At 64.5% G+C, this 21,182-nt stretch carries 20 protein-coding genes; 12 read left to right on the forward strand and 8 right to left on the reverse strand.

Going from position 1 to position 21,182, the window contains the following annotated elements; genetic code table 11:
* The first annotated feature begins 449 nt into the window (after window positions 1–449).
* The 5 genes from xylF to AWY79_RS16610 all read left to right on the forward strand — a co-directional run bounded on the left by xylF (window position 450) and on the right by AWY79_RS16610 (window position 6,358).
* Entirely contained in the window at window positions 450–1,472 is a 1,023-nt protein-coding gene (gene xylF, locus AWY79_RS16590) for a D-xylose ABC transporter substrate-binding protein (protein ID WP_066806365.1), read from the forward strand.
* Between the two features lie 132 nt (window positions 1,473–1,604).
* Window positions 1,605–2,828 (forward strand): sugar ABC transporter permease, encoded by a 1,224-nt coding sequence (locus tag AWY79_RS16595; RefSeq protein WP_066806367.1) that lies wholly within the window; start codon window positions 1,605–1,607, stop codon window positions 2,826–2,828.
* A gap of 9 nt (window positions 2,829–2,837) precedes the next feature.
* On the forward strand, window positions 2,838–3,596 hold the full coding sequence (locus AWY79_RS16600) for an ATP-binding cassette domain-containing protein (RefSeq protein ID WP_066807337.1): 759 nt from the start codon (window positions 2,838–2,840) through the stop codon (window positions 3,594–3,596).
* 172 nt (window positions 3,597–3,768) lie between these two features.
* Window positions 3,769–4,764 (forward strand): phosphate/phosphite/phosphonate ABC transporter substrate-binding protein, encoded by a 996-nt coding sequence (gene phnD / locus AWY79_RS16605; protein ID WP_066806369.1) that lies wholly within the window; start codon window positions 3,769–3,771, stop codon window positions 4,762–4,764.
* 4 nt (window positions 4,765–4,768) lie between these two features.
* Window positions 4,769–6,358, forward strand: a complete 1,590-nt coding sequence (locus AWY79_RS16610; protein ID WP_066806371.1) for a sensor histidine kinase — start codon at window positions 4,769–4,771, stop codon at window positions 6,356–6,358.
* Here AWY79_RS16610 and AWY79_RS16615 read toward each other — a convergent pair.
* Genes AWY79_RS16615 through AWY79_RS16650 form a run of 8 tightly spaced genes read right to left on the reverse strand, consistent with a single transcriptional unit; the run spans window position 6,355 to window position 12,709 of the window.
* Window positions 6,355–6,780: a hypothetical protein gene (locus AWY79_RS16615; RefSeq protein WP_066806373.1), complete on the reverse strand. Its 426-nt coding sequence runs from the start codon at window positions 6,778–6,780 to the stop codon at window positions 6,355–6,357. The two genes, AWY79_RS16610 and AWY79_RS16615, sit on opposite strands and share 4 nt — an antisense overlap.
* A gap of 16 nt (window positions 6,781–6,796) precedes the next feature.
* A complete protein-coding gene (locus tag AWY79_RS16620) occupies window positions 6,797–7,627 on the reverse strand; it encodes a protoheme IX farnesyltransferase (protein WP_066806375.1) in 831 nt (276 codons plus the stop codon).
* On the reverse strand, window positions 7,624–8,844 hold the full coding sequence (gene coxB, locus AWY79_RS16625; protein ID WP_066806377.1) for a cytochrome c oxidase subunit II: 1,221 nt from the start codon (window positions 8,842–8,844) through the stop codon (window positions 7,624–7,626). The genes AWY79_RS16620 and coxB overlap by 4 nt, the downstream gene beginning before the upstream one ends.
* A gap of 39 nt (window positions 8,845–8,883) precedes the next feature.
* Complete coding sequence (locus tag AWY79_RS16630) at window positions 8,884–9,171, reverse strand: cytochrome C oxidase subunit IV family protein (protein WP_066806379.1); 288 nt, start codon at window positions 9,169–9,171, stop codon at window positions 8,884–8,886.
* A 12-nt stretch (window positions 9,172–9,183) separates the two neighbouring features.
* Window positions 9,184–9,780 (reverse strand): cytochrome c oxidase subunit 3 family protein, encoded by a 597-nt coding sequence (locus AWY79_RS16635; RefSeq protein ID WP_066806381.1) that lies wholly within the window; start codon window positions 9,778–9,780, stop codon window positions 9,184–9,186.
* The gene (gene ctaD, locus AWY79_RS16640; protein WP_066806384.1) at window positions 9,773–11,380 is read right to left on the reverse strand and encodes a cytochrome c oxidase subunit I; all 1,608 of its coding nucleotides are present in this window, start codon (window positions 11,378–11,380) and stop codon (window positions 9,773–9,775) included. The genes AWY79_RS16635 and ctaD overlap by 8 nt, the downstream gene beginning before the upstream one ends.
* Window positions 11,381–12,391: an SCO family protein gene (locus AWY79_RS19560; protein WP_078063837.1), complete on the reverse strand. Its 1,011-nt coding sequence runs from the start codon at window positions 12,389–12,391 to the stop codon at window positions 11,381–11,383. It lies immediately after the preceding gene.
* 12 nt (window positions 12,392–12,403) lie between these two features.
* Window positions 12,404–12,709 (reverse strand): c-type cytochrome, encoded by a 306-nt coding sequence (locus tag AWY79_RS16650; protein WP_066806386.1) that lies wholly within the window; start codon window positions 12,707–12,709, stop codon window positions 12,404–12,406.
* A 221-nt stretch (window positions 12,710–12,930) separates the two neighbouring features.
* Here AWY79_RS16650 and AWY79_RS16655 point away from each other — a divergent pair, with 221 nt between their 5' ends.
* The 7 genes from AWY79_RS16655 to tmcB all read left to right on the forward strand — a co-directional run bounded on the left by AWY79_RS16655 (window position 12,931) and on the right by tmcB (window position 21,179).
* Complete coding sequence (locus tag AWY79_RS16655; protein ID WP_066806388.1) at window positions 12,931–14,955, forward strand: HAMP domain-containing methyl-accepting chemotaxis protein; 2,025 nt, start codon at window positions 12,931–12,933, stop codon at window positions 14,953–14,955.
* Window positions 14,956–15,238: 283 nt separating this feature from the next.
* Window positions 15,239–15,640, forward strand: a complete 402-nt coding sequence (locus AWY79_RS16660; RefSeq protein WP_066806390.1) for a TadE family protein — start codon at window positions 15,239–15,241, stop codon at window positions 15,638–15,640.
* A 2-nt stretch (window positions 15,641–15,642) separates the two neighbouring features.
* Window positions 15,643–16,032 carry a TadE/TadG family type IV pilus assembly protein gene (locus tag AWY79_RS16665; RefSeq protein WP_078063838.1) on the forward strand — a complete coding sequence of 130 codons (390 nt, stop codon included), beginning with the start codon at window positions 15,643–15,645 and terminating at the stop codon, window positions 16,030–16,032.
* 4 nt (window positions 16,033–16,036) lie between these two features.
* Entirely contained in the window at window positions 16,037–17,206 is a 1,170-nt protein-coding gene (locus AWY79_RS16670; RefSeq protein WP_066806396.1) for a pilus assembly protein TadG-related protein, read from the forward strand.
* Window positions 17,207–17,893: 687 nt separating this feature from the next.
* The gene (tmcD, locus tag AWY79_RS16675; protein WP_066806398.1) at window positions 17,894–19,153 is read left to right on the forward strand and encodes an electron transfer complex subunit TmcD; all 1,260 of its coding nucleotides are present in this window, start codon (window positions 17,894–17,896) and stop codon (window positions 19,151–19,153) included.
* A gap of 13 nt (window positions 19,154–19,166) precedes the next feature.
* The gene (tmcC, locus tag AWY79_RS16680) at window positions 19,167–19,826 is read left to right on the forward strand and encodes a TmcC family electron transfer complex membrane anchor subunit (protein WP_066806400.1); all 660 of its coding nucleotides are present in this window, start codon (window positions 19,167–19,169) and stop codon (window positions 19,824–19,826) included.
* A 33-nt stretch (window positions 19,827–19,859) separates the two neighbouring features.
* Complete coding sequence (tmcB, locus tag AWY79_RS16685; protein WP_066806402.1) at window positions 19,860–21,179, forward strand: electron transfer complex ferredoxin TmcB; 1,320 nt, start codon at window positions 19,860–19,862, stop codon at window positions 21,177–21,179.
* Window positions 21,180–21,182: the final 3 nt, after the last annotated feature.

Below are 21,182 nucleotides of genomic sequence, written 5' to 3' on the forward strand. Positions count from 1 at the left end.
GCCACGGCCACGACCATGACCTCCATAGTTAGCAGGGAACAGTAGGCAATGCAAGAAAGTGCGACACCGCCCGGTGACAATATCGTCGAAAACGAGAGGACATCCACATTTGATTTTAATCATATTTGTCATGTTATTTCGAGTTATTATAAAATTATCGCTGATCCGACTGCAACCCTCGGCAGAGGAACCCTTCTATAATTCACTGACAAAATTAATTCTTGCCACAACCCTTATTTTTTGGCAGAGTTCCCAGTAATATGTGGCGTGTCCTCTTTTGCGGGAAGGCGAAAGGGCAATACGGGATGCGCCCATACTCCCGTTTTTCCGGATTTCCGTTGCGGGCCCTTCGGGGCAGAGAAAGCCGAAAACGGCGGCGGGACTGCCACCTTACGCAGCCATCCTCCGCCCGGGACGAATAAACGAAATGTGGCAAGGAGGAACCCCACATGCTGAAGAAACTCGCACTGCTGGCTGTTGCCGCCGTCGCTGTCCTGGCCTTTGGCGTCAACGCCATGGCCAAGGATCTGGTGGTCGGCGTGTCCTGGTCCAATTTCCAGGAGGAACGTTGGAAAACCGATGAGGCCGCCATCAAGGATCAGTTGAAGGCCATGGGCGCCAAGTACATCATGGCCGACGCCCAGGCTTCCGCCGAGAAACAGATCGCCGACATCGAAAACCTCATCGCCCGGGGCGCCAACGCCCTGATCGTCCTGGCCTGGGATGCCGACGCCGTCCTGCCCGCCATCGACAAGGCCATGGCCGAAGGGCTGCCCGTGGTCGGCTACGACCGTCTCATCGAGAAAAAGGGCGTCTTCTACCTGACTTTCGACAACAAGGAAGTGGGCCGCATGCAGGCCCGCGCCGTCTACGCCGTGAAGCCCGAAGGCAACTACGTCTTCATCAAGGGCGCGCCCACCGATCCCAACGCCGAATTCCTGTACGAGGGTCAGCTTGAGGTCCTGGACGAGGCCATCAAGGCCGGCAAGATCAAGAACGTGGCCGCCCAGGGCACCGAGGGCTGGAAGCCCGAAGTCGCCCAGCGCAACATGGAGCAGATCCTGACCGCCATGAACAACAAGGTCGACGCGGTCGTCGCCTCCAACGACGGCACCGCCGGCGGCGTTGTCGCGGCCCTCACCGCCCAGGGCATGGAAGGCGTGACCCCGGTCTCCGGCCAGGACGGCGACCATGCCGCCCTGAACCGCGTGGCCCGCGGGCTGCAGACCGTGTCCGTGTGGAAGGACGCCCGCGTGCTCGGCCAGGCCGCCGCGCGCATCGCGGTCGAACTGTCCCGGGGCGAGCTCCCCAAGGACACCGTCAAGTGGTCCGGCGGCGCCAAGGGCGTGGAGATGGACGCCATCCTCCTGCCCCCGGTTCCGGTCACCAAGGCCAACCTGAGCCTGGTCGTGGACGCGGGCTGGATATCCAAGGACGTCCTGTGCCAGGGCGTTCAGGGCCAGTGCCCGTAGACAGCTGACGAATCGAACAAGAGGGGACGTCCTGCCGGGGCGTCCCCTTTCCGTATACCCGCCGCCCTTCCCCAAAGGGCCCACATGGGGTATGTGAAACACGAACGGCAACTTTTCAGGAACGGCGGCCCTATGGACTCCCAAGCGACCGAGAGCAAGCTCTCCCCCTTCGAGAGGCTGTGCGCCTCACTTGAGATCGACACCCGCATGCTGGCCATGATCGGCGCGCTGCTGATCATCTGGTTCACGCTCAACTATCTCACGGACGGCATCTTTTTCACGGCCCGGAACCTCTACAACCTGGCCGTGCAGACCAGCGTGGTCGGAATCATGGCCACCGGCATGGTGCTGGTCATCGTGGCCCGGCACATCGACCTCTCGGTGGGGTCGGTCATGGGCTTCACCGGCATGGTCATCGCCTTTCTCCAGGTCCACGCCTTCACCCTGGGCGCCGCCTGGAACTGGCCGCTGACCGTGGTCTGCGGCCTGGCCCTGGGAGCGCTCATCGGCATCTGGCAGGGCTGGTGGGTGGCCTATCGCGGCGTGCCCGCCTTCGTGGTCACCCTGGGCGGGCTGCTCATCTTCCGGGGCGCGGCCTACCTGGTCACCGACGGGCGGACCGTGGCCCCCATGGACGAGACCTACCAACTGCTGGGCGGCGGCATCCACGGCTCCATCGGGGCCACCGGAAGCTGGATATTCGGCGCGCTCTGCATCGCGGTCCTGCTCTTCAACGCCGTCCAGGGCCGCAAGCGGCGCGCCCGGTTCGGGTGCAAGCCCAAGGCGGTCTGGGCCGAGGCGCTCATCCTGCTCGTGTCCATCGGCCTGGTCTGCGGCTTCGTCATGGTCATGAACTCCTATTACAAGCCCAAGACCGAAATCCCGCGCGGCATCCCCATCCCGGTGCTCATCCTCATCGGCGTGGTGGTGCTCATGACCCTGCTGGCCAAGGTCACCAAGTTCGGGCGCTACGTCTTCGCCATCGGCGGCAACCCCGAAGCGGCGGAACTGTCCGGCATCAACGTCGAGCGGGTGACCATGTTCATCTTCGGGGTCATGGGACTCCTGTGCGGCGTGGCCGCCGTGATCACCACGGCCCGGCTCAACGCCGGGGCCAACTCCATGGGCATGATGGCCGAGCTGAACGTCATCGCCGCGGCCGTCATCGGCGGCACCTCGCTGGCGGGCGGACTCGGCTCCATCGCCGGGGCCATCCTCGGCGCGCTGATCATGCAGTCGCTCGAATCGGGCATGGTCCTGTTGGGCATCTCCAGCGCCATGCGCCAGGTGATCATCGGCCTGGTCCTGATCATCGCCGTGTGGTTCGACGTGGCCTACAACAAGAACAGGAGATAGGTGGCCGCCATGACACAGACCCCACTGGTTCAGATGCGCGGCATCAACAAGCGGTTCGGCGGCGTGCACGCGGTGCGCGACGTGTCCATCGACCTCATGCCCGGCGAGGTGGTCGGCGTGCTCGGCCACAACGGCGCGGGCAAGACCGTGCTCATGAAGGCCCTGTCCGGGGCCATCCCCTGCGACGAGGGCGACATCCTCATCAACGGCGAGAAGGCGGTCATCAAGAGCCCGCGCGACGCCCGCAGGTACGGCATCGAGACCATCTACCAGACCCTGGCGCTCTCGGACAACCTGGACGCCCCGGCCAACCTCTTCCTGGGCCGCGAGATCATGACCCGCTGGGGAACCCTGGACGACGGGCGCATGGAGAACGAGGCGCGCAAGGTCATCAGCCGCCTGAACCCGAACTTCACCAACATCAAGGACCCGGTGCGCAACATGTCCGGCGGCCAGCGGCAGTCCGTGGCCATTGCCCGGGCCATCTACTTCAACGCCAAGATCCTGATCATGGACGAGCCCACGGCAGCGCTCGGCCCGCACGAGACCGCCATGGTCGCGGAACTGATCAAGCAGCTCAAGAGCGAGGGCATCGGCATCTTCCTGATCAGCCACGACCTGCACGACGTCTTCGGCCTGGCCGACCGCGTGTCGGTGATCAAGAACGGCAAGCTGGTCGGCACCCGGCGCACCTGCGACGTGACCAAGGACGAGGTCCTGGGCATGATCATCCTGGGCAAGAACCCCGGGGAGTCCCAGGCCGCCTGACCCCCCTCCCCTCCGCATTCCTCCGGGGCCGCTGCGCGTGACGCAGCGGCCCCGGCCTTTTCCCGCCCCTGTTACAATTGGGCAACTTCCGAAATACCGGTCTTCCATTAATTCCCAAATGCAGTACCCAGTATTCGGGGCGGCGGACCAACTCCGCCCCGCACGGGAAACAATGAACGCGCCATCACCCCTCATCGTCCGCATCCTGGCGGCCCTCGTCCTGGCCTGGCTGGCCGTCTCTCCGGCGCGGGCCGGAGAAGCGCCCCTGGTCATGGGCCTCGGTTCCGCCGACTCCAGGGAAGCGGTACTGAACACATGGGGCCCGATCCTCGAAGACCTGTCCGCCCGGCTCGGCAGGCGGGTCGTTCCCATGGTCCTGGACGACTACGCAGGGGTCATCTGGTACCTGGCCTCGGGCAAGGCCCAGCTCGCCTGGCTGGGCAACAAGGCGGCCATCGAGGCCGTGGACCGCGCCGGGGCCGAGATCGTGGCCCAGTCCATGACCAGGTACGGGGCCGGCTACTACGCCCACCTCATCGCCAGGCGCGACGGGCCATACGCCGACGCGCAGGACGTTCTCGATCACGCCGGGGAGATCGAGTTCGGCATCGGCGACCCCAACTCCACCTCCGGCTTCACCGTGCCGAGCTACTATCTCTTCGCCTCTCGGGGCATCGACCCGGAGCGCATCTTCAAGCGGCTGGTCCACCACAACCATGAGGAGAACTTCCTGGCCGTGGCCGAGGGCAGACTGGACGTGGCCACGGGCAACAGCTCGGCCATGGCCCGCTACAAGGTCCGGTTCCCGGAGGAATCCGCCGGGGTGAAGATCATCTGGACCTCGCCGCTGATCCCCTCGGACCCCATCCTGGTACGCTCGGAACTGAACCCCGGCCTCAAGAAGCGAATCACGGATTTCTTTGTGGAATACGCCCGGCCCGGCAAGGACAAGAGCGAAGCCCGGGTGAAGCGCGAGGCCGAAAACCTCGCCGCCCGCAAGTGGACCGGATTCAAACGGTCCGACAACACTCAGCTGGAACCCGTCCGGCGGCTGGAGCTCTACAAGGACCGGCTCCGGATCGAGGCCGACGAAACGCTGACCGATGCCGAGCGGAAGGCGCGGCTCGGCGAAGTCGACGCCGCCCTCAAGGGCCTGGACCGGGAGTAGCCCCATGGCCCGCCGCCTGCCCGTGCCGCCGCTCTTCGGCCCCAGGGAATATTTCCCGTCCCTGGCGGCCAAGATTCTGCTGTCCGTGTTCGTGATCTTCCTGGTCACCAGCGTGACCCTGTATTTCTTCTATTCCGCGCGCATCCGGGAACAGGGCATGGAGAACCTGCGCAACCAGCTCGAGGCCTTCGCCTCCAGCAAGGCCGCCGAGCTGAGCGAACCGCTCTGGAATTTCCAGGACATCCTCCTGGCGAGTCTCATGCGCAGCTACCGGGACAACGGCGACCTGCATCGGATCAGCCTGTACGACAACAGCGACAAGCTGGTCATGGAGGAAACCCCGGACGGGCCCGATGCCGGACACACGATCCTGACCACGGCGAGGCCGCTGACCCGCACGGTCGGGGGCGAGGTCATGACCATCGGCAGGCTGGTCGTCCAATACCACGACGACCGCATCCGGCGGGAGATCGCCGGACGACGGCACGAGGATCTCGGCTCCGCCGCCCTGCTCGCCCTCATCGTCTTCGTCTCGGGCTGGTTCATCCTGCACCTGGTGGTGGGCCGTCCCCTCCAGCGGCTGAAGCTCTCCCTCAGGCACAACGCCAGGAGCGACGCCCGCATGCCGCTGGTCTGGAACAGTCGCGACGAGCTGGGCGAGGTCGTGGCCGAGTACAACAACCTGCTGCGCGAGGTGGAGCACCAGACTTCACAATTGGTAAAGAAAAACACGGCCCTGGAAAAACTAATCGCCCAGCGTAGAGAGGCGGAGCGCAAGCTGGCCCGGGCCCACGACGACCTGGAGCAGACCGTGGCCAGGCGAACCCTGGAGCTGCGCGAGGCGAACAAGGAGCTGGTCCGGCTGGACAACCAGCGCTCGGCCTTCCTGTCCTCGGCATCCCACGAGCTGCGCACTCCCCTGGCGGCGGTCCTCGGCTTCTCCAAGCTGGTGCGCAAGGAGTTTGCCAAGCACTTTGCCCCGGCCGCCCCAAGGATGGAGCTGGAGAAAAAGAGCGACGTCATCCTCGGCAACCTGGACATCATCGCCAAGGAGGGCGACCGGCTGACCCGGCTGATCAACGACCTGCTCGACATCAACAAGATCGAGGCGGGACAGATGGAGTGGCGGGATACCCTGCTCAACGTGCCGGACGAGCTGAACCGCGCCCTCCGGACCATGGCCCCGCAGCTCGCCGGGGACGGCCCGGTGCGCCTGGAGACCGACATCCCGGAGTGGATTCCGCCCCTGGTCTTCGACCCGGACCGCATGCAGCAGCTCCTCCTGAACCTGCTCTCCAATGCCTACAAGAACACGGACAGCGGGACCATCCGGCTCACGGCGCGGCACGAGGGAAACACCACCCGGATCGCCGTGAGCGACACCGGGCGGGGGATTCCGGAGCGGGACCTGGAACTCATCTTCCACAAATTCCATCAGAGCGAGAACGGCCGCCTGGGGAAACCGGGCGGCACGGGACTGGGATTGGCCATATGCAGGCACATCGTGGACCACTACGGGGGGCGGATCACGGTGGAATCCAAGCTCGGACACGGCTCCACCTTCACCGTGGAGCTGCCCGCGCAGCCCTTTTAATCCAACAACAGCAGCCGGACGGCCTCCACGCCGGACCAGGTCTGGTACAGGGCCAGGACAAAGGCGATCGCGTTGGCCGCGCCGTGGGTCAGGGCCATGGCCGGACGCTTGCCGCTCGGCTTCTGCAGGATGAAGCCGGTGACCAGCCCCACGAGGATGAACGGCGTCATCCACAGCCCGATCTGGTAGTGCGGCCCGGTCAGGCCGAGGGCGCCCCAGCTGTGCACCGCCATGTACAGGCCGAGCACCAGCCCGGCCAGCCACATCCAGGCCACCCATTTGCCGAGCAGGACGTGCCGTTTCCAGTTGAAGGCGCACTTGCGCTTGAGGTGCTGGAAACGGAAGCGGTTGATGCCCATGAGCAGGACGTGGACGGCGAGAAGCAGCGCGGCGAATTGGAGGAGCGGGTGAATCCAGAGCATATCGGTCCTTGGAATCCTAGATGGTGTTCAAAAGCAGCGTGGCCAACCCCAGAGGCAGGGAGGCGTGCATGGCCGCCGTTGCCGGTCCGTGGCGGTCCGTGGCGGCGAACCCTGCGGCCAGGGCGCCGGCCAGGAGCAGCGCGGGCGGGACGATGAACCGCAGGGAGGCCGGTCCGGCCAGCCCGGCCAGGCAGCCCAGAGCCACGAAATAGGCCCCGACCCAGACCCCCATGAGCCTGGCCCGGAGGCGCGGCGGCAGGGCGGCGTGGAGCACGGCGAACCCGGCGCGCCGATAGTCCTCGCGGTGCTTCTCGGCCAGCAGCCAGAAGTGCGGCACCTGCCAGAGATAGAAGATGGCCGCCACCCACAGGATGCGCGGGTCGGCCCACCCTCCCCCGGCGGCCAGCCAGCCGGTCAGGGGCGGTGCGGCCCCGGCCACGCCCCCGGCCAGCAGGGCAACGGGAGAGACCCGCTTCAGCGGGGTGTACAACCCGTTGTACACGGCCACGATGGCCAGACCGACCAGGAACAGGGGAGCGCCCCCGGCCGGAAGAAACAGGCCGAGACCGGCCAAGCCGAAAATCATGGCCCAGAACAGCCCGCGGCCGACCCCCATCCTACCGGAGGCCAAGGGGCGGTTGCGGGTGCGCTCCATGCGCGCGTCGAGCCCACACTCCTGCACCTGGTTCAGGGCCGAGCAACCGGCGCACAGGCAGAACGCGCCCGCCGGGGCGAGCAGGACAGCCTGGGGCCCTCCCCCGCCGTGATAGAGCGCGCCGAACAGGGTTCCGGTCGCCACGGCCAGGCTTACCTTGGGCCGCGCCAGCCGCGCGAGGTCTCGGATCATTGCCCGCCCTCGCCCGCCAGGGACTTCAGGTAGCCGAGAAGCTGGTCCAGGGTGGCCTGGTCCAGGTCGTCGTAGATGGGCATGGCGTCGTCGAACCCTTCGGGCACGTTGGCGGACGGCTCCACGATGGCCCGGCGGAGATACGCGTCGTCCGCCTTGAGGTCGTAGGGCTTGCCGTCGGCGGTCTTGCCCTTCCGCTCCGAGCCGTACAGGCCGAGGAAGCTCGGTCCGACGTCGTCGGTGCCGTCCGTGGTGTGGCAGCCGAGGCAGCCCAGCTCGTCGGCCAGGGCCTGGCCCTTGTCGGGCCTGTCGGGCTTGAGCAGGTAGGCGATCATGGCGTCCAGCTGCGCATCGGAAAGTTCGTCGCCGTAGGGCGGCATCTCGTCGCCCCACCCCTTGACCAGGGTGGCACCGGGCTCGCGCACGGACTGGCGGATGAAGTCCGCGTCGGGCCGGATGGTCTTCTCGGTGCCGTCGGGCAGGACCACGGTCTGCTCCCGGCCGCCCAGGTCGAGCAGGCTGGGGGCCGCGTCCTCGGAGAGGTCCATGGAGTGGCAGTCGAAGCAACCGAACTCCTTGAGCAGCGCCAGCCCTACGTCCTCGCCTTCTTCCGCGCCGCCCTCGGCCAGCCAGGCGTCAAACTCCTCCTGGTCCAGCACCCGCAGGAGGGTGATCATGTCCGCGTGCTTCAGGCCGCAGTATTCGGCGCAGAAGATGTCGTAGTCGCCCAGGGTGTCGGACTGCAGCCAGGCGTCGGTCTCCATGCCCGGGACCAGGTCCCACTTCACGCGCATGGCCGGGACGTAGAAGGAGTGGATGACGTCGCGGGAGGCCAGGGCCAGCCGGACCGGGGTGTTCACCGGGATGACCAGCTCGTTGGAGGTCCGCCCGTTCTCGTAGGTGAAGCGCCAGGACCACATGCGCCCTTCCACGGACACGGTCATGGCCCCTTCCGGGATGGTCCGCATGGCCTTGAACGAGGTCCAGCCGGTCCAGAACAGCCCCAGGACGATGATCGTCGGCAGGACGGTCCATATTATCTCCAGCCAGACGGACCCCTTGATGTCCGTGGCGTGCGGATTGCGTTTGTGGTCGTACCGCCACAGGAAATAGAGCATGGCAACGGTCACGGCCACCAGGATGAACACGGCGAACCCGAGTATGATCAGGAAGGCCTGGTCCACTTCCTTTGCGGCGGAAAATATCTGCGGATACATGGTTCCCTCTTCCTTTCCTTCTTCCGGTCGCGGACCGGCCTACCTGTTCGCCGTGTCGAAGAACGTGAACCCGATGAAGATGGCCAGGATGACGAAGGCCACCAGGACCATGGTCTTGAGCGTCCGGTTCTCGTACTTGAGATGCATGAAGAAGAAGACCACCAGGGACGCCTTCAGGGAGGCGATGGCCATGGCCACGACCACGTTGAGGAACCCCAGGTGGACCTGGGCCACCCCCACCGTGACCGCCGTGAGGACCATGAGCGCTCCCCATATGCCGATGAACAGCCCGTAGCCGGGTGCGTGATGATTCGTGTTTTCACTCATAGGGTCGCCCGCCTAGGTGATGAGGTAATAGAGCGGAAAGAGATAGATCCAGATGAGGTCCACCAGATGCCAGTAGAGGCCCGCGTTCTCCAGGGCCACGAAGTGGTCCGGGGTGCAGCGCTCGAGCCGGATCATGGCCCAGACCCAGGTGAACACGCCCATGCCGATGATCACGTGCAGCCCGTGCAGGCCGGTCATGGTGTAGTACAGGGAGAAGAACGCCTGCTTGCCCGGCTCCCACTGGACCAGGGTCTCCCCGCCGGGGTAGATGCCCGCGTGGATCTTGTGGGACCACTCGAAGTACTTGATGACCAGGAAGCAGCAGGCCAGGGCCATGGTCAGCCCGATGAACAGTTCGGCCGTCTTCCGGCTGCCCTTCTGGAGCGCGGCCACGGACAGCGCCGCGAACAGGCTGGAGGTGATCAGGACCACGGTGTTGGTGGTCCCCATGGTCACGTCCAGGAGCTTGCTCGCCTCGTGGAACTCCGTGGGGTAGCGCCCCAGGGTCACGGAATAGAGCACGAACAGGCCGCCGAAGAGAAGTATCTCGGTGAACAGGAAGAGCCACATGCCCATCTTGGCCCCGACGTAGTCACGGTGTTCAGTCATCGTCCCGCACCTCGCTGTAGTCGTACGGGCCGTGGGTCACGACCGGCACTTCGTCGAAGTTGTGGGTCGGCGGCGGGGACGGCAGGGTCCACTCCAGGGTGGCCGCCTTCCACGGGTTGCGCCCGCACGGAGCGCCCTTGTAGCGCGACCGGACCAGGTTCCAGAGCATCAGGGCCAACCCCACGAAGGTGATCCAGGAGCCGTAGGTGGACAGCTGGTGCAGCGGGGTGAACTGCGGCAGATAGTCGTAGTAGCGGCGCGGCATGCCCTGCAGCCCCAGCAGGTACATGGGGAAGTACAGCCCGTTGAGACCGATGATCAGCAGCACGGCCGCGATCATGGCCTGCTTGCGGTTGTACATCCGTCCGTACATCTTGGGGAACCAGTAGTGGATGGCGGCAAACATGCCGAAGCCGGTGCCGCCGAAGATGACGTAATGGAAATGGCCGACTACGAAATAGGTGTCGTGGACGTGCATGTCCGTGCCCGCGCTGCCGAGCACCAGGCCGGTGATGCCGCCCATGGCGAACAGGAAGATGAACCCCAGGGCATAGACCAGGGGCGGCTCCAGCCGGATGGACCCCTTGTACATGGTGGACAGCCAGTTGAAGACCTTGATGGCCGAAGGCACGGCCACGATGAAGGTCAACAGCGAGAAGACCATGACCGCCGTGTCCGACATGCCCGACACGAACATGTGGTGCGCCCAGACCAGGGAGCCGGCAAAGGCGATGGCCAGGGAGGAGCCGACGATGGTCTTGTAGCCGAAGATGGACTTGCGGCAGAAGACCGGGATGATGTCCGAGATCACGCCCATGGCGGGCAGGATCATGATGTAGACCGCCGGGTGGGAATAGATCCAGAAGAGATGCTGGTAGAGGATCGGGTCGCCGCCCCGGGCCGGGTCGAAGATGCCCATGCCGAGCAGCCGCTCGATGATGATCAGGACCACGGTGATGGACAGGATGGGGGTGGCCAGCACCTGGATCCAGGCCGTGGCGTAGAGCGCCCAGGCGAACAGGGTCAGCCGGGTCCAGGAGAGCCCCGGCGCGCGCAGCCGGTGAATGGTGACGATGAAGTTCAACCCGGTCAGGATGGACGAGAAGCCGAGGATGAACACCCCGGCCACGGCCACCGAGACGTTGGTCGTGGTCACCGCCGAGAACGGGACGTAGAAGGTCCAGCCCGTGTCGGGCGCGCCCCCGCCGGTGAACAGCGAGATCAGCGCCGTGGCCCCGCCGATGAGGTAGAGCCAGAAGGAGAACATGTTCAGCCGCGGGAAGGCCACGTCCTCGGCCCCCAGTTGAAGCGGCAGGAAGATGTTTCCGAAGGCCGCCGGGATGGAGGGAATGACCACGATGAAAATCATGATCACCCCGTGCAGGGTGAAGACCGCGTTGTAGGTCTGCGGGCCGATGAAGTCCCGGCCGGGCCAGAACAGCTCCATGCGGATGAGCAGCCCGAGGAACACCCCGACGATGAAAAAGGCCATGATGCACCACAGATACAGCATGCCGATACGCTTGTGGTCTATGGTGAAGAGCCACTCGCGTATCCAGGATTTGCCTCCGGGAGCCATGAATCCGGCGTCAACGTTCATCTAGCGCCTCTTTTTCCTGCCCCCCAGGAACAACCAGGCCAGGAACAGGCCCACGAAGCCCAGGATGGCGAACCCGGAGACGCGCAGGATGTCGAAGACATACCGCCGCCCCTGGGGGTCGTAGTTGTAGCAGTAGGAGAGCAGCCGCTTTACGGAAAGCCCGGTCTTGCCCTGGGCCGCCTCGGTTCCCGCCATGGTGATGTCGAAGGGCAGGAAGCTTGAGCCGTAGAGATAGCGCACGATCTTGCCGCCGGGCGCGATGGCGATGGCCGCCACCGGATGCGCCCACAGCCCGGCCTGCTTCTGGACCGTGTAGCCGATGGCCTTGAGCGTGGCGTCGATGGCCTGCTGGTCGCCGGTCAGGAAGGTCCAGTACTCGGCCGGGAAGGCGTCGCCCGAAATGGCCGTGTAGTTGCGCTTGGCCCTGGCCGCGTCCTTTTGGGTCTCGCGGGCGTCGAAGCTCAGGGAGACGACCTTGAGCTCCTTGCCCGGAACAAGCTTCACCTGGGGCAGGATGGAGGCCACCGAGCCCTGGAGCAGGTTGCAGACGTCGGGACAGCGGTAATAGATGGGCAGCAGCAGGACCGGGGTGTCCATCAGGGAGAGCAGCCGGACCTCCTTGCCCTCGGAGTCGGTGAAGGCCACGTCGGGGAGCATGTCGCCCAGGTGTTCCTCGATGCCCACGGGCAGGTCTGCCTCCTCGGCCTCCTCCATCATCTTGGCGTGGTCGTGTTCGGCGATCCCGTCCGCGGCCATGTCCGCAGCCATGTCGCCCTGGGCCGCATGGTCCATGGCGTCGTGAACGGCCTCGCCCGCGTCACCCGCCGCCATGTCGCCGGTGGCCGCATGGTCCATGGTTGAATGATCCGTGGCCGCGTGATCCACGGGAGACTCCATGACCCCTTGTTCCATGGCCGAATGGCCGGTGGTCATGGCCCCGTCCTCTCCGGCCGCCCGACAGGGGGCGGCCGCAAGAAGACAGAGAGCCAGGACGAGGATGAAGGAACGCATCCCGGCCGATCCTTACAGGGAGCCTATGTAGGCGGAGACGGCCTTGAGTTCGTCGCCGGACAGCCCCTTGGCCATGCGCTCCATGACCTTTTTCTTGGCCCCGCCGTAAGTGCCGTCCACATAGCCGGTGAGCTTCATCTCGATCTCCTGGGCGGACTGGCCCTTGAGCACGACGTCGCCGCCGGCCTTGGAGGATTCCGAGCCGTCGCGATGGCACTTGGCGCACCGTTTCTGGTACACCTCACCGCCGTCCACGGCAAAGGCGGCAGTCACGCCGAAACAGAGTATGATGGTCAGAATGGCGAATACTTTTTTCATGATGTCCTCTTTTCGATTTTTAATTAGGGTTGCGTTACTGAGGCTTACGGAACCATACTCCTTTTCAACTTTTTTTCAAACGCTAGAACATGATTTTCTGCCCCTGGAAAAATACCGACGCATAAATTCAAATTTCTAATAGCTATACAAGCTCGTTTCATCTTACCGTTTCGGACAATACGGTCTATTGCCGCATCAAATGCCATGGAGGAGAGTCTATTATGAGCATCAAGTGGAAATTGCTTCTTATCACAGGGTTGCCCGTTTCGGCCGTTTTGATCATCTTTGCCGTGGGTCTGACCAGCTTCAACATCCTGGATTCGAGCATGCAGTCCGCCAACTCCCTGCACCTGGACAGGGCGACGATGATCGACGCCGATCGCGATGCCTACCAGGCCGAAGTCGCGGTGATGAACGCCATGAAAGCGACCTCCATGGAAGCCCTCAAAGCGGATAGCGAGGCCTGCGCCGAGAACATGCAGCAGACCTGGGACCGGATCACCGGCCCCGGCGAGAACTTCACCCCGACCATGAGCGGTGACTTCGACGCCTTCAAGGCCCGGTTCGCCGAGTGGAAGAAGGCCAACGAAGCCATCCTCGCCCTGACCCGAGAGACGCTGGCCTCCAACCTGGAGCGCGACAAGGCCGAAGAAGAAGCCCTCGCCTCCTTCGACGCCATGCGCGACGCCATCGACAAGCTGGGCGAAATCGCCAACAACGCCCTGGCCGAGCCGGGCCTGCCCGACTTCCAGCGGCAGCGCGCCGAGCAGGCCCTGTCCCTGATCCTCAATGCCGACCGCGACGCCTACCAGGCCTATGTGGCCCAGCTCCTCGTGACCCGCACCCTCGACCCGGAAACCATCAAGACAGAGGCCGAGGCCTTTGCCGAAAACCTGAGCCAGACGCGGGACCGCGTGACCAAGGGCGCGGACATCCTGGGCAGCTCGACCGCCGCCCTCAAGGCCGACTTCCTGGCGCAGCTGGCCATCTGGCAGGAGCACAGCCAGCAGGTCGTGGACCTGACCGCCGCCAACGCGGGCAAGAATCGTGAGCGCGTCTCCCTCTACAAGAGCAGCGAAAGCGCCTTTGCCGCCATGCGCGACACCATCGACAAGCTCGGCCAGGCCGAGGTCGAACGGGTCGAAGCCGAAATGCAGGCCCTTGACGCGGTCATCAGCAGCACCATCTGGACCTATATCCTGATCTCCCTGCTCTTCACCCTGGCCTCCGTGGCCGTGACCCTGATCTTCTCGTCCAAGATGGCCTCCGTCATGAAGCAGGCCGCCTCCGTGGCCCAGTCCCTGGCCAAGGGCGACTTCACCGTGCGCCTCGACGTCAAGCGCAACGACGAGATCGGCCAGCTGGGACAGGCCATCGGTCAGATGATCGAAAAGCTCAGCGCCATCGTCCTTGAGGTCCAGGAGGCGGCGTCCAGCGTGGCCAGCAGCTCCGAAGAACTGGCCGGGTCCTCCCAGACCCTAAGCCAGGGCGCCACGGAGCAGGCCGCCTCGGTGGAGGAGGTCTCGGCCTCCATGGAGCAGATGTCCGCGAGCATCGGCCAGAACACCGAAAGCTCCTCCAAGACCGAAGCCATCGCCCGGAGCACCGCCGAGGAAGGCCGCAAGGGCGGCGAGGCCGTGCGCCAGACCGTGGACGCCATGACCCAGATCGCGGAGAAGATCTCGATCATCGAGGAGATCGCCCGGCAGACCAACCTGCTGGCCCTGAACGCGGCCATCGAGGCCGCCCGTGCGGGCGAGCAGGGCAAGGGGTTCGCCGTGGTCGCGGCCGAGGTGCGCAAGCTGGCCGAGCGAAGCGGCTCCGCGGCCGCCGAGATCGGCGAGCTGTCCGCCTCCAGCGTGGAGGTCGCCGCCAGGGCCGGAAAGATGCTCGACTCCATCGTGCCGAACATCGAGCAGACCGCCGAACTGATCCAGGAGATCACCGCCGCCAGCAGCGAGCAGAACGTGGGCGCGTCCGAAATCAACAACGCCCTGCAGCAGCTCGACACCGTGGTCCAGACCAACGCCAGTTCCTCGGAGGAGATCGCCTCCACAGCCGAAGAGCTTTCCTCCCACGCGGCGCGGATGGAGGCCACCATGTCCTTCTTCAACCTCAGACACCAAACGTCCGTCTCTCCGACGCGACGGGCCGTGGTCCAGCGGAAGCAGCCCATGCTCCAGGCCGCCGAGCCCGAAAGCGTGGACCTCGACATGGGCGAAGACGACGCCTTCGAGCGGTTCTGATTCCCTCTCCCATAACTCCGACAACGGGCGGCCCCAGCACGGGGCCGCCCTTTTTTCGCGCCTCGCCCCGGATCGGCGGACAGTACGGAACCATGAAAAATGGATTATCCACGAACCGGACTCCATTCACCGTGGACCGGGGGTTCCGGGATACGAAGGCCGAAACCATTTGGTCACATTTATTATTTCAAATATTTCGAGAACTTATTAACTATTTTCAGACTATCCACTTGGCATGTCCCTTGCTTCGTACAATGCACATTCCTGATTGGAGGATGCACCGATGCAAAAGACAGATAAGCGCAGACAGGGAAGGCGCGGGCTGGCCGCCGTTGAGATGGCCATGCTGTTGCCGATCTTCCTGCTGCTGTTGATGGGCGTCATGGACGTGGCCCGGCTGTACTGGACCCAGGGAGTGGTCCGGGACGCCGCGTTCGAGGGCGCCCGCATAGCCATCTTGAACGAGGCCACCGCCGCCCAGATCGAGACCGAGATCGCCAGGAAGCTTCTCAGGGGCGGCCTTGACCAGGCGCCGTCCATCGAGATCGGCCCGAGGGAGCCGTCCCGGCCCGTGGACGTGACCGTGTCCGTTCCCTTCGAATTTCTGGTCATCGGCAGCATGGTCCCGCAAATGGCCGATGAAACGCAGGTGGCGGCCACCGCCGTCATGACCCACGAGAGGTAGCCATGCGCAATAACGGAGAACACCGACGAGGCAGCGCCGTCATGGAATTCGCGCTGCTCATCCCCCTGCTCCTGATCCCGCTGCTGACGGGCATGTGGGACGTGTCCACGATGATCGACATGAACCAGATCCTGACCCGCGCGGCCAGGGAAGGCGCGGTCATGGCCTCCCGGGGCGACGACCCGGTCTCGGCCGTGAAGTCCTACGTGGAGACCGAGGGGCTGGTCACCGACAACCTGACCGTGGACGTCGAGCTCGGCCAGCCCGACCCGGTCCTGGGCCAGGAGGTCGCGGTCTCCCTCACCTATAATTTCGCGGACGCCACCGTGTACCCCTGGCAGGAACTGCTGCCGGGCGGCCTGCGCGCCAGCGCCCGCGCCAAGATGGAGTAAGGCCATGCGCAGAGTTCCCGACGTCATCCGAAACGAGCACGGCTTCGCCACCGTGATGGTCAGTCTGTGCATGGCCGCCCTCATGGGGCTGACCGCGCTGGCCGTGGACCTCGGCAGGGCCTACCTCAAGCGCAGCGCCCTCCAGACCGCCGCAGACGCGGGCGCCCTGGCCGGAGCCAACTCCCTGCTGGCCGAAGGCCGCGATTTCGAGAAGCTCCGGCTCATCGTCGCCAGCTACGCCGCCCGCAACCTGACCGAGGCGGACAACCCGTCCGAGGCCGTCACCGACGCGGACATCATCTTCCTCCGCGACGGCGTGCCCGACGAGGAGAACCCCAACCAGGTGGAGGTCAGCGTGACCCTGTCCGGCGAACGCGGCAACGCCTTCCCGCTCTACTTCGGCAGCGTCGTGGGCAAGGGGGCCATGACCATTGAAGTCACCGCCCGCGCCGGGCTGGCGGGCATGTGCTCCTCCAAGTGCACGAAGCCGTTCGTGGTCCCCACCAAGTTCGAATGGGACGACTCTGCCGCGCCCGGCACCAAGTACTACCAGAACGGGACCTTCGACGTGGAAAGCGCGGAGGAGCTCGCCTCGGTCAACGTGCTCGGCTACACCCAGGAGGACATGGGCACCCAGATCATCATCAAGCCCGGCGACCCCAGCCTGGCCATCGCGCCCGGACAGTACAACCTGGTGGACCTGCCGCCCGTCAACAAGGGCGACCCGATCACCGGCGCGGCCATGGTCAAGGAGAACATCGAGGGCTGCACCGGCTCCAACAGCTTCGCCACCGTGGCCCCGGGCGACGAACTGCTCATCGAACCGGGCAACTCCGCCGGACCGGTCAAGGCCGGGACCTCCACCGTCATCTCAATGGACCCCTACGCAGCCTGGGACCCGACGACCCGGTCCATCGAGGGCAGCTCCTACGCCGACCCCCTGGACAGCCCCCGCGTGGTCATCATCTCCTTTTACGATCCCCGGTACCCGCCCACCGGAGGCCGCAACTCCATCATGGTCTACGAGCTGGGCGCGTTCTTCCTCGAAAGCGTGGACAGCGCGGGCAACGTCACCGCCCGGTTCATCAACACCGTGGCCGTGGACCCCGAATCATCGGGCGACGACTGCCTGCTGCGGATCAGCCGGCTGATGCTCGACTCCACCCGGCAATAGCCCTGCCACCCTCCCTCCGGCAAGACGCCGCCCGCCACCTCCGGGCGGCGTCTTCGTTTGCTCGCCATTTTCCTCCTTATCAAGTGGGAAAATACCCCTCAACTCGGCCGCGATGCCCGCGCCGGGCGCTTTTTTCATTTTTAACTCCCAAATAACGAACCCACCCGGTCTGAAATACCCATTTAACTCTGAAAAGAATGGACTATTTTCTTCCCATGTGCTTATACATAGCTCTGTCTCAGGTCGAGAGGGTTCCGATTGCCGGAACCATGCGGGAATTTATGGGAATTTCCGTCTCACGGCCGGGACTTGAGCTGATGACAGCAACGGGACCGGGGGTGCGCTTTGGGAAGGGAGCACCTCATCGCCGGGGCGGTTCGGGCCGCACCGGAGATCCGGTCCCGTAAGGGTGTCGAAATCGCCCGGGCGACGATCATGGGTTGATCGTTCTTGGCGGGTTCAAAAGCCTGTTCACGGGTCATCCCCTTGGACTACACATATCCGTCCGCCGGGAGCGCATGGCGCCGCCCGAAGGACGGCTCAAGCCGATGATCCGGTCGGGACGGCCCGCGCGGACCGTCGCACGGCGAACACGACCCCACGTTGAATGACCTGTCCCGCCCTTTGCCGGTCGGGATGATTTGTTGCCGTCTTCCCGGAGACGGCGTCACAACACAAGGGGGTGCTATGGGAAAAATCTCCTCTTGGGATTGGGAACCCGGCCAAAAAACGGTCGTCAACTCCCTCTCCCCTCTCGAAGGACATGAATGGCAGGAAGAGCCGTATGCCTCGCCTGACGGCGAGACCATCGCCGCCATCGTCAAAGTGGGCGACGGCGAATTCTCCATTCGGACCAACGACACGGTATGGGAAGCCACGTTCGAAAAGATCTGGGCTCCGAAATTCTCTCCGGACGGTCGCCTGACCGCCATCTGCCAGCAGGACATGGAATGGGTCCTGGCCGTGGACGGCGAGCTCATGGGCGAAACCACCGACTACATCTGGGACACCATGTTCAGTGAAGACGGATCGGTCATCGCCACCATGTACAAAGGCATGGAAAGGTACGGCATGTGCCTGAACGGCGAGCCGTGGGAGAACCTCTACGAGAACCTCAATCAGCCCGTTCTGTCCAAGGACGGCGCCCACTCCGCGGGCGTGGCACAGGTGCAGAGCCTCGGCGCGGCCGACCTGGAAGGGTTCAAGCGCGGCGTCTACACCGTGGTCGTGGACGGACAGCCCTGGGAAAAGACCTACGTCAACGTCTGGACCCCGGTGTTCAACTCCGACGGCACCTCCGTGGCCGCCACCTGCCGCACCACCGTCTACAACCACACGATCACCGTGGACGGAAAGGCCTGGGACGCCACCTACAATCAGGTCTGGGAACCCGTCTTCTCGCCCAAGGACAACAGCGTCGCCGCCCCGGTCCGCGTGGCCGGCAAGTGGGGCGTGGCCAAGGACGGCAAGATGCTGTGGGATCCCCGCTACGTCCAGTGTCTGTACCTCCAGTACGACGCCAGCGGCGAGAAGCTGTGGGGCGTCGTCGCCACCAGCTACGGCCAGTTCACCGCCTGCGTGAACAACGCCCCCTGGGGCGAGACCTGGCCCACCGTGTCCGACCTGGTGGTCAGCCCCGACGGCCAGCGCGCCGCCGTCCTGGCCTCCAACTGCAACGAGGACTTCAAGATCGTGGTCGACGGCACCGCCTGGGCCGGCACCTACGACATGGCCTGGCCCGTGGTCTTCTCTTCGGACTCCAAGTCCGCGGCCTGCAAGGTCGAGAAGAGCGGCCGGTACCGCATCCTGGTGAACGGCAAGTCCTATGAACGGGACTTCGACGCCGTGTGGCCCCCGATCTTCAGCGAGGACGGCACCAAGGTGCTGATCCGCGCCATAGAGAACAACAGCTTCGTCCGCATCGTCGCGGAAGTATGCAACTTCTAAGGGGGGATCAGATATGACTGCATTCTATGTCTTCGTCACCGGTCCCCTCGCCTGGATCGCCTGGGGCGTCTTCGTCCTGGGCGCCATCTACCGCCTGGTCAGCATGTATTCGCTGGCCAAGGCCAAGGACGGCTCGTCCATCGCCTACATGAGCTGGTTCTACGGCCTGCGGTCCATCCTGGCCTGGATGGTCCCCTTCAAGTCCATGGGCTGGAAGTCCGATCCCCTGATGACCGTGACCACCTTCGCGTTCCACATCTGCTTCCTGCTGGTGGCCGTGTTCCTGGGCGCGCACGTGGTCCTCTGGGACACCGCGTTCGGCATCAGCCTCCCGAGCCTGCCCTCGCAGGCCGGTGACATCATCAGCTTCGTGGCGCTCGCCGGCTGCGCGGTCTTCGCCTACCGCCGGTTCGCCCTGCCCCACGTCAAGGGTGTCACCCGCTGCCAGGATTGGTTTGCCCTGATCCTCGTCGCGCTGCCGTTCATCACCGGCGTCCTGGCCTATCACCAGATCGGCCCGGTCCTGCTGATGACCACCCTGCACGCGCTCTCCGGTGAACTGCTGATCGCCCTGATCCCGTTCACCCGGCTGAGCCATGCGCTGTTCGTCCTGTTCACCAGGGCGTACATGGGTTCCGAATTCGGCGGCGTCCGCCATGCCAACGACTGGTAGGCCAAACCATCATTGAAACGCGAGGTACGAACAATGAGTCACATTGCTGACAGAATCATATCCGATGTCGGCCTTGAGGCCGGCGTCGCCGCGCTGACCACCGAGAAAATCGAAGAAGTGGTCAACCGGATGCTCAAGGGTGAAACCGGGGCCAAACTCCGGGCATACAGGGAGACCTGCATGCGCTGCGGCCTCTGTTCCCAGGGCTGCCATTACTACATGTCCCACGACGCCGACCCGAGCTACTCTCCGGTCAACAAGGCCACGGAGACCATGTACGAGCTGATGGACAAGAAGGGCAAGGTCACCCCCCAGCGCATCTACGAGATGGCGCAGATGGCCTTCACCGAATGCAACCTCTGCAAGCGGTGCGCCCACTACTGTCCGGTCGGCATCGATACCGGCTACATCATGTCCATGGTGCGCCGCATCTGCTACCTGCTGGACGTGGTCCCGCAGTACATCCGCGATACCGCGCACTCCCACGCCTCGACCATGAACCAGATGTGGGTCAAGGACGACGAGTGGATCGACTCCCTGCAATGGCAGGAGGACGAGGCCCGCGACGAGTTCCCGGACCTGCGCATCCCGCTCGACAAGGAAGGGGCCGAGGTCTACTACTCGGTCATCGCCCCGGAACCCAAGTTCCGGACCCAGCTCATCTACCAGGCCGCGGCCATCATGAACGCCGCCGGCATCGACTGGACCATGCCCTCCCATCCGGGTTGGGACAACTCCGACATGTGCATGTTCGTGGGCGACTTCGAAAACATGGGCCGCCTCAAACGCGCCCACTACGAGTCCGCCCAGAAGCTGCGGGTCAAGCGCATCGTCATGGGCGAGTGCGGCCACGCCTTCCGCTCGGTCTACGACATGGGCAACCGCTGGCTCGGCCACAAGAAGATGCCGGTCCCGGTCATCCACGCCATCGACTTCTACTGGGAGCTGATCAACGAAGGAAAGATCAAGATCACCCACCAGTACGAGAACCCGGTGACCATTCAGGACCCGTGCAACATCATCCGCGGCCGAGGCCTCATGGACAAGCTCCGCGACGTGGTCCACTTCCTGTGCAAGGAAGTGGTCGAGATGACCCCCAACCGCGAGCACAACTACTGCTGCTGCGCGGGCGGCGGCGTCATCAACTGCGGTCCGCCGTTCAAGAACACCCGCATGGTGGGCAACCGCGTCAAGGCCGAGCAGCTCAAGGCTACCGGCGTCCACGACGTGGTCATCCCCTGCCACAACTGCCACGGCGGCATTGAAGACATCATCGGTTACTATGATCTCGGGATGCACGGTAAGTTCATCAGCGACATCATCTACGAACTGATGGAAAAACCGGAAGTCTAGGAG

Origin of the sequence: Pseudodesulfovibrio indicus, assembly GCF_001563225.1 — a bacterium.
Classification (GTDB): Bacteria; Desulfobacterota; Desulfovibrionia; order Desulfovibrionales; family Desulfovibrionaceae; genus Pseudodesulfovibrio; species Pseudodesulfovibrio indicus.

What these genes read in the sequence shown, in the direction of transcription:
- xylF (WP_066806365.1), top strand. Translation starts at nt 450, where the DNA reads ATGCTGAAGAAACTCGCACTGCTGGCTGTTGCCGCCGTCGCTGTCCTG.
- AWY79_RS16595 (WP_066806367.1), top strand. Translation starts at nt 1,605, where the DNA reads ATGGACTCCCAAGCGACCGAGAGCAAGCTCTCCCCCTTCGAGAGGCTG.
- AWY79_RS16600 (WP_066807337.1), top strand. Translation starts at nt 2,838, where the DNA reads ATGACACAGACCCCACTGGTTCAGATGCGCGGCATCAACAAGCGGTTC.
- phnD (WP_066806369.1), top strand. Translation starts at nt 3,769, where the DNA reads ATGAACGCGCCATCACCCCTCATCGTCCGCATCCTGGCGGCCCTCGTC.
- AWY79_RS16610 (WP_066806371.1), top strand. Translation starts at nt 4,769, where the DNA reads ATGGCCCGCCGCCTGCCCGTGCCGCCGCTCTTCGGCCCCAGGGAATAT.
- AWY79_RS16615 (WP_066806373.1), bottom strand. Translation starts at nt 6,780, where the DNA reads ATGCTCTGGATTCACCCGCTCCTCCAATTCGCCGCGCTGCTTCTCGCC.
- AWY79_RS16620 (WP_066806375.1), bottom strand. Translation starts at nt 7,627, where the DNA reads ATGATCCGAGACCTCGCGCGGCTGGCGCGGCCCAAGGTAAGCCTGGCC.
- coxB (WP_066806377.1), bottom strand. Translation starts at nt 8,844, where the DNA reads ATGTATCCGCAGATATTTTCCGCCGCAAAGGAAGTGGACCAGGCCTTC.
- AWY79_RS16630 (WP_066806379.1), bottom strand. Translation starts at nt 9,171, where the DNA reads ATGAGTGAAAACACGAATCATCACGCACCCGGCTACGGGCTGTTCATC.
- AWY79_RS16635 (WP_066806381.1), bottom strand. Translation starts at nt 9,780, where the DNA reads ATGACTGAACACCGTGACTACGTCGGGGCCAAGATGGGCATGTGGCTC.
- ctaD (WP_066806384.1), bottom strand. Translation starts at nt 11,380, where the DNA reads ATGAACGTTGACGCCGGATTCATGGCTCCCGGAGGCAAATCCTGGATA.
- AWY79_RS19560 (WP_078063837.1), bottom strand. Translation starts at nt 12,391, where the DNA reads ATGCGTTCCTTCATCCTCGTCCTGGCTCTCTGTCTTCTTGCGGCCGCC.
- AWY79_RS16650 (WP_066806386.1), bottom strand. Translation starts at nt 12,709, where the DNA reads ATGAAAAAAGTATTCGCCATTCTGACCATCATACTCTGTTTCGGCGTG.
- AWY79_RS16655 (WP_066806388.1), top strand. Translation starts at nt 12,931, where the DNA reads ATGAGCATCAAGTGGAAATTGCTTCTTATCACAGGGTTGCCCGTTTCG.
- AWY79_RS16660 (WP_066806390.1), top strand. Translation starts at nt 15,239, where the DNA reads ATGCAAAAGACAGATAAGCGCAGACAGGGAAGGCGCGGGCTGGCCGCC.
- AWY79_RS16665 (WP_078063838.1), top strand. Translation starts at nt 15,643, where the DNA reads ATGCGCAATAACGGAGAACACCGACGAGGCAGCGCCGTCATGGAATTC.
- AWY79_RS16670 (WP_066806396.1), top strand. Translation starts at nt 16,037, where the DNA reads ATGCGCAGAGTTCCCGACGTCATCCGAAACGAGCACGGCTTCGCCACC.
- tmcD (WP_066806398.1), top strand. Translation starts at nt 17,894, where the DNA reads ATGGGAAAAATCTCCTCTTGGGATTGGGAACCCGGCCAAAAAACGGTC.
- tmcC (WP_066806400.1), top strand. Translation starts at nt 19,167, where the DNA reads ATGACTGCATTCTATGTCTTCGTCACCGGTCCCCTCGCCTGGATCGCC.
- tmcB (WP_066806402.1), top strand. Translation starts at nt 19,860, where the DNA reads ATGAGTCACATTGCTGACAGAATCATATCCGATGTCGGCCTTGAGGCC.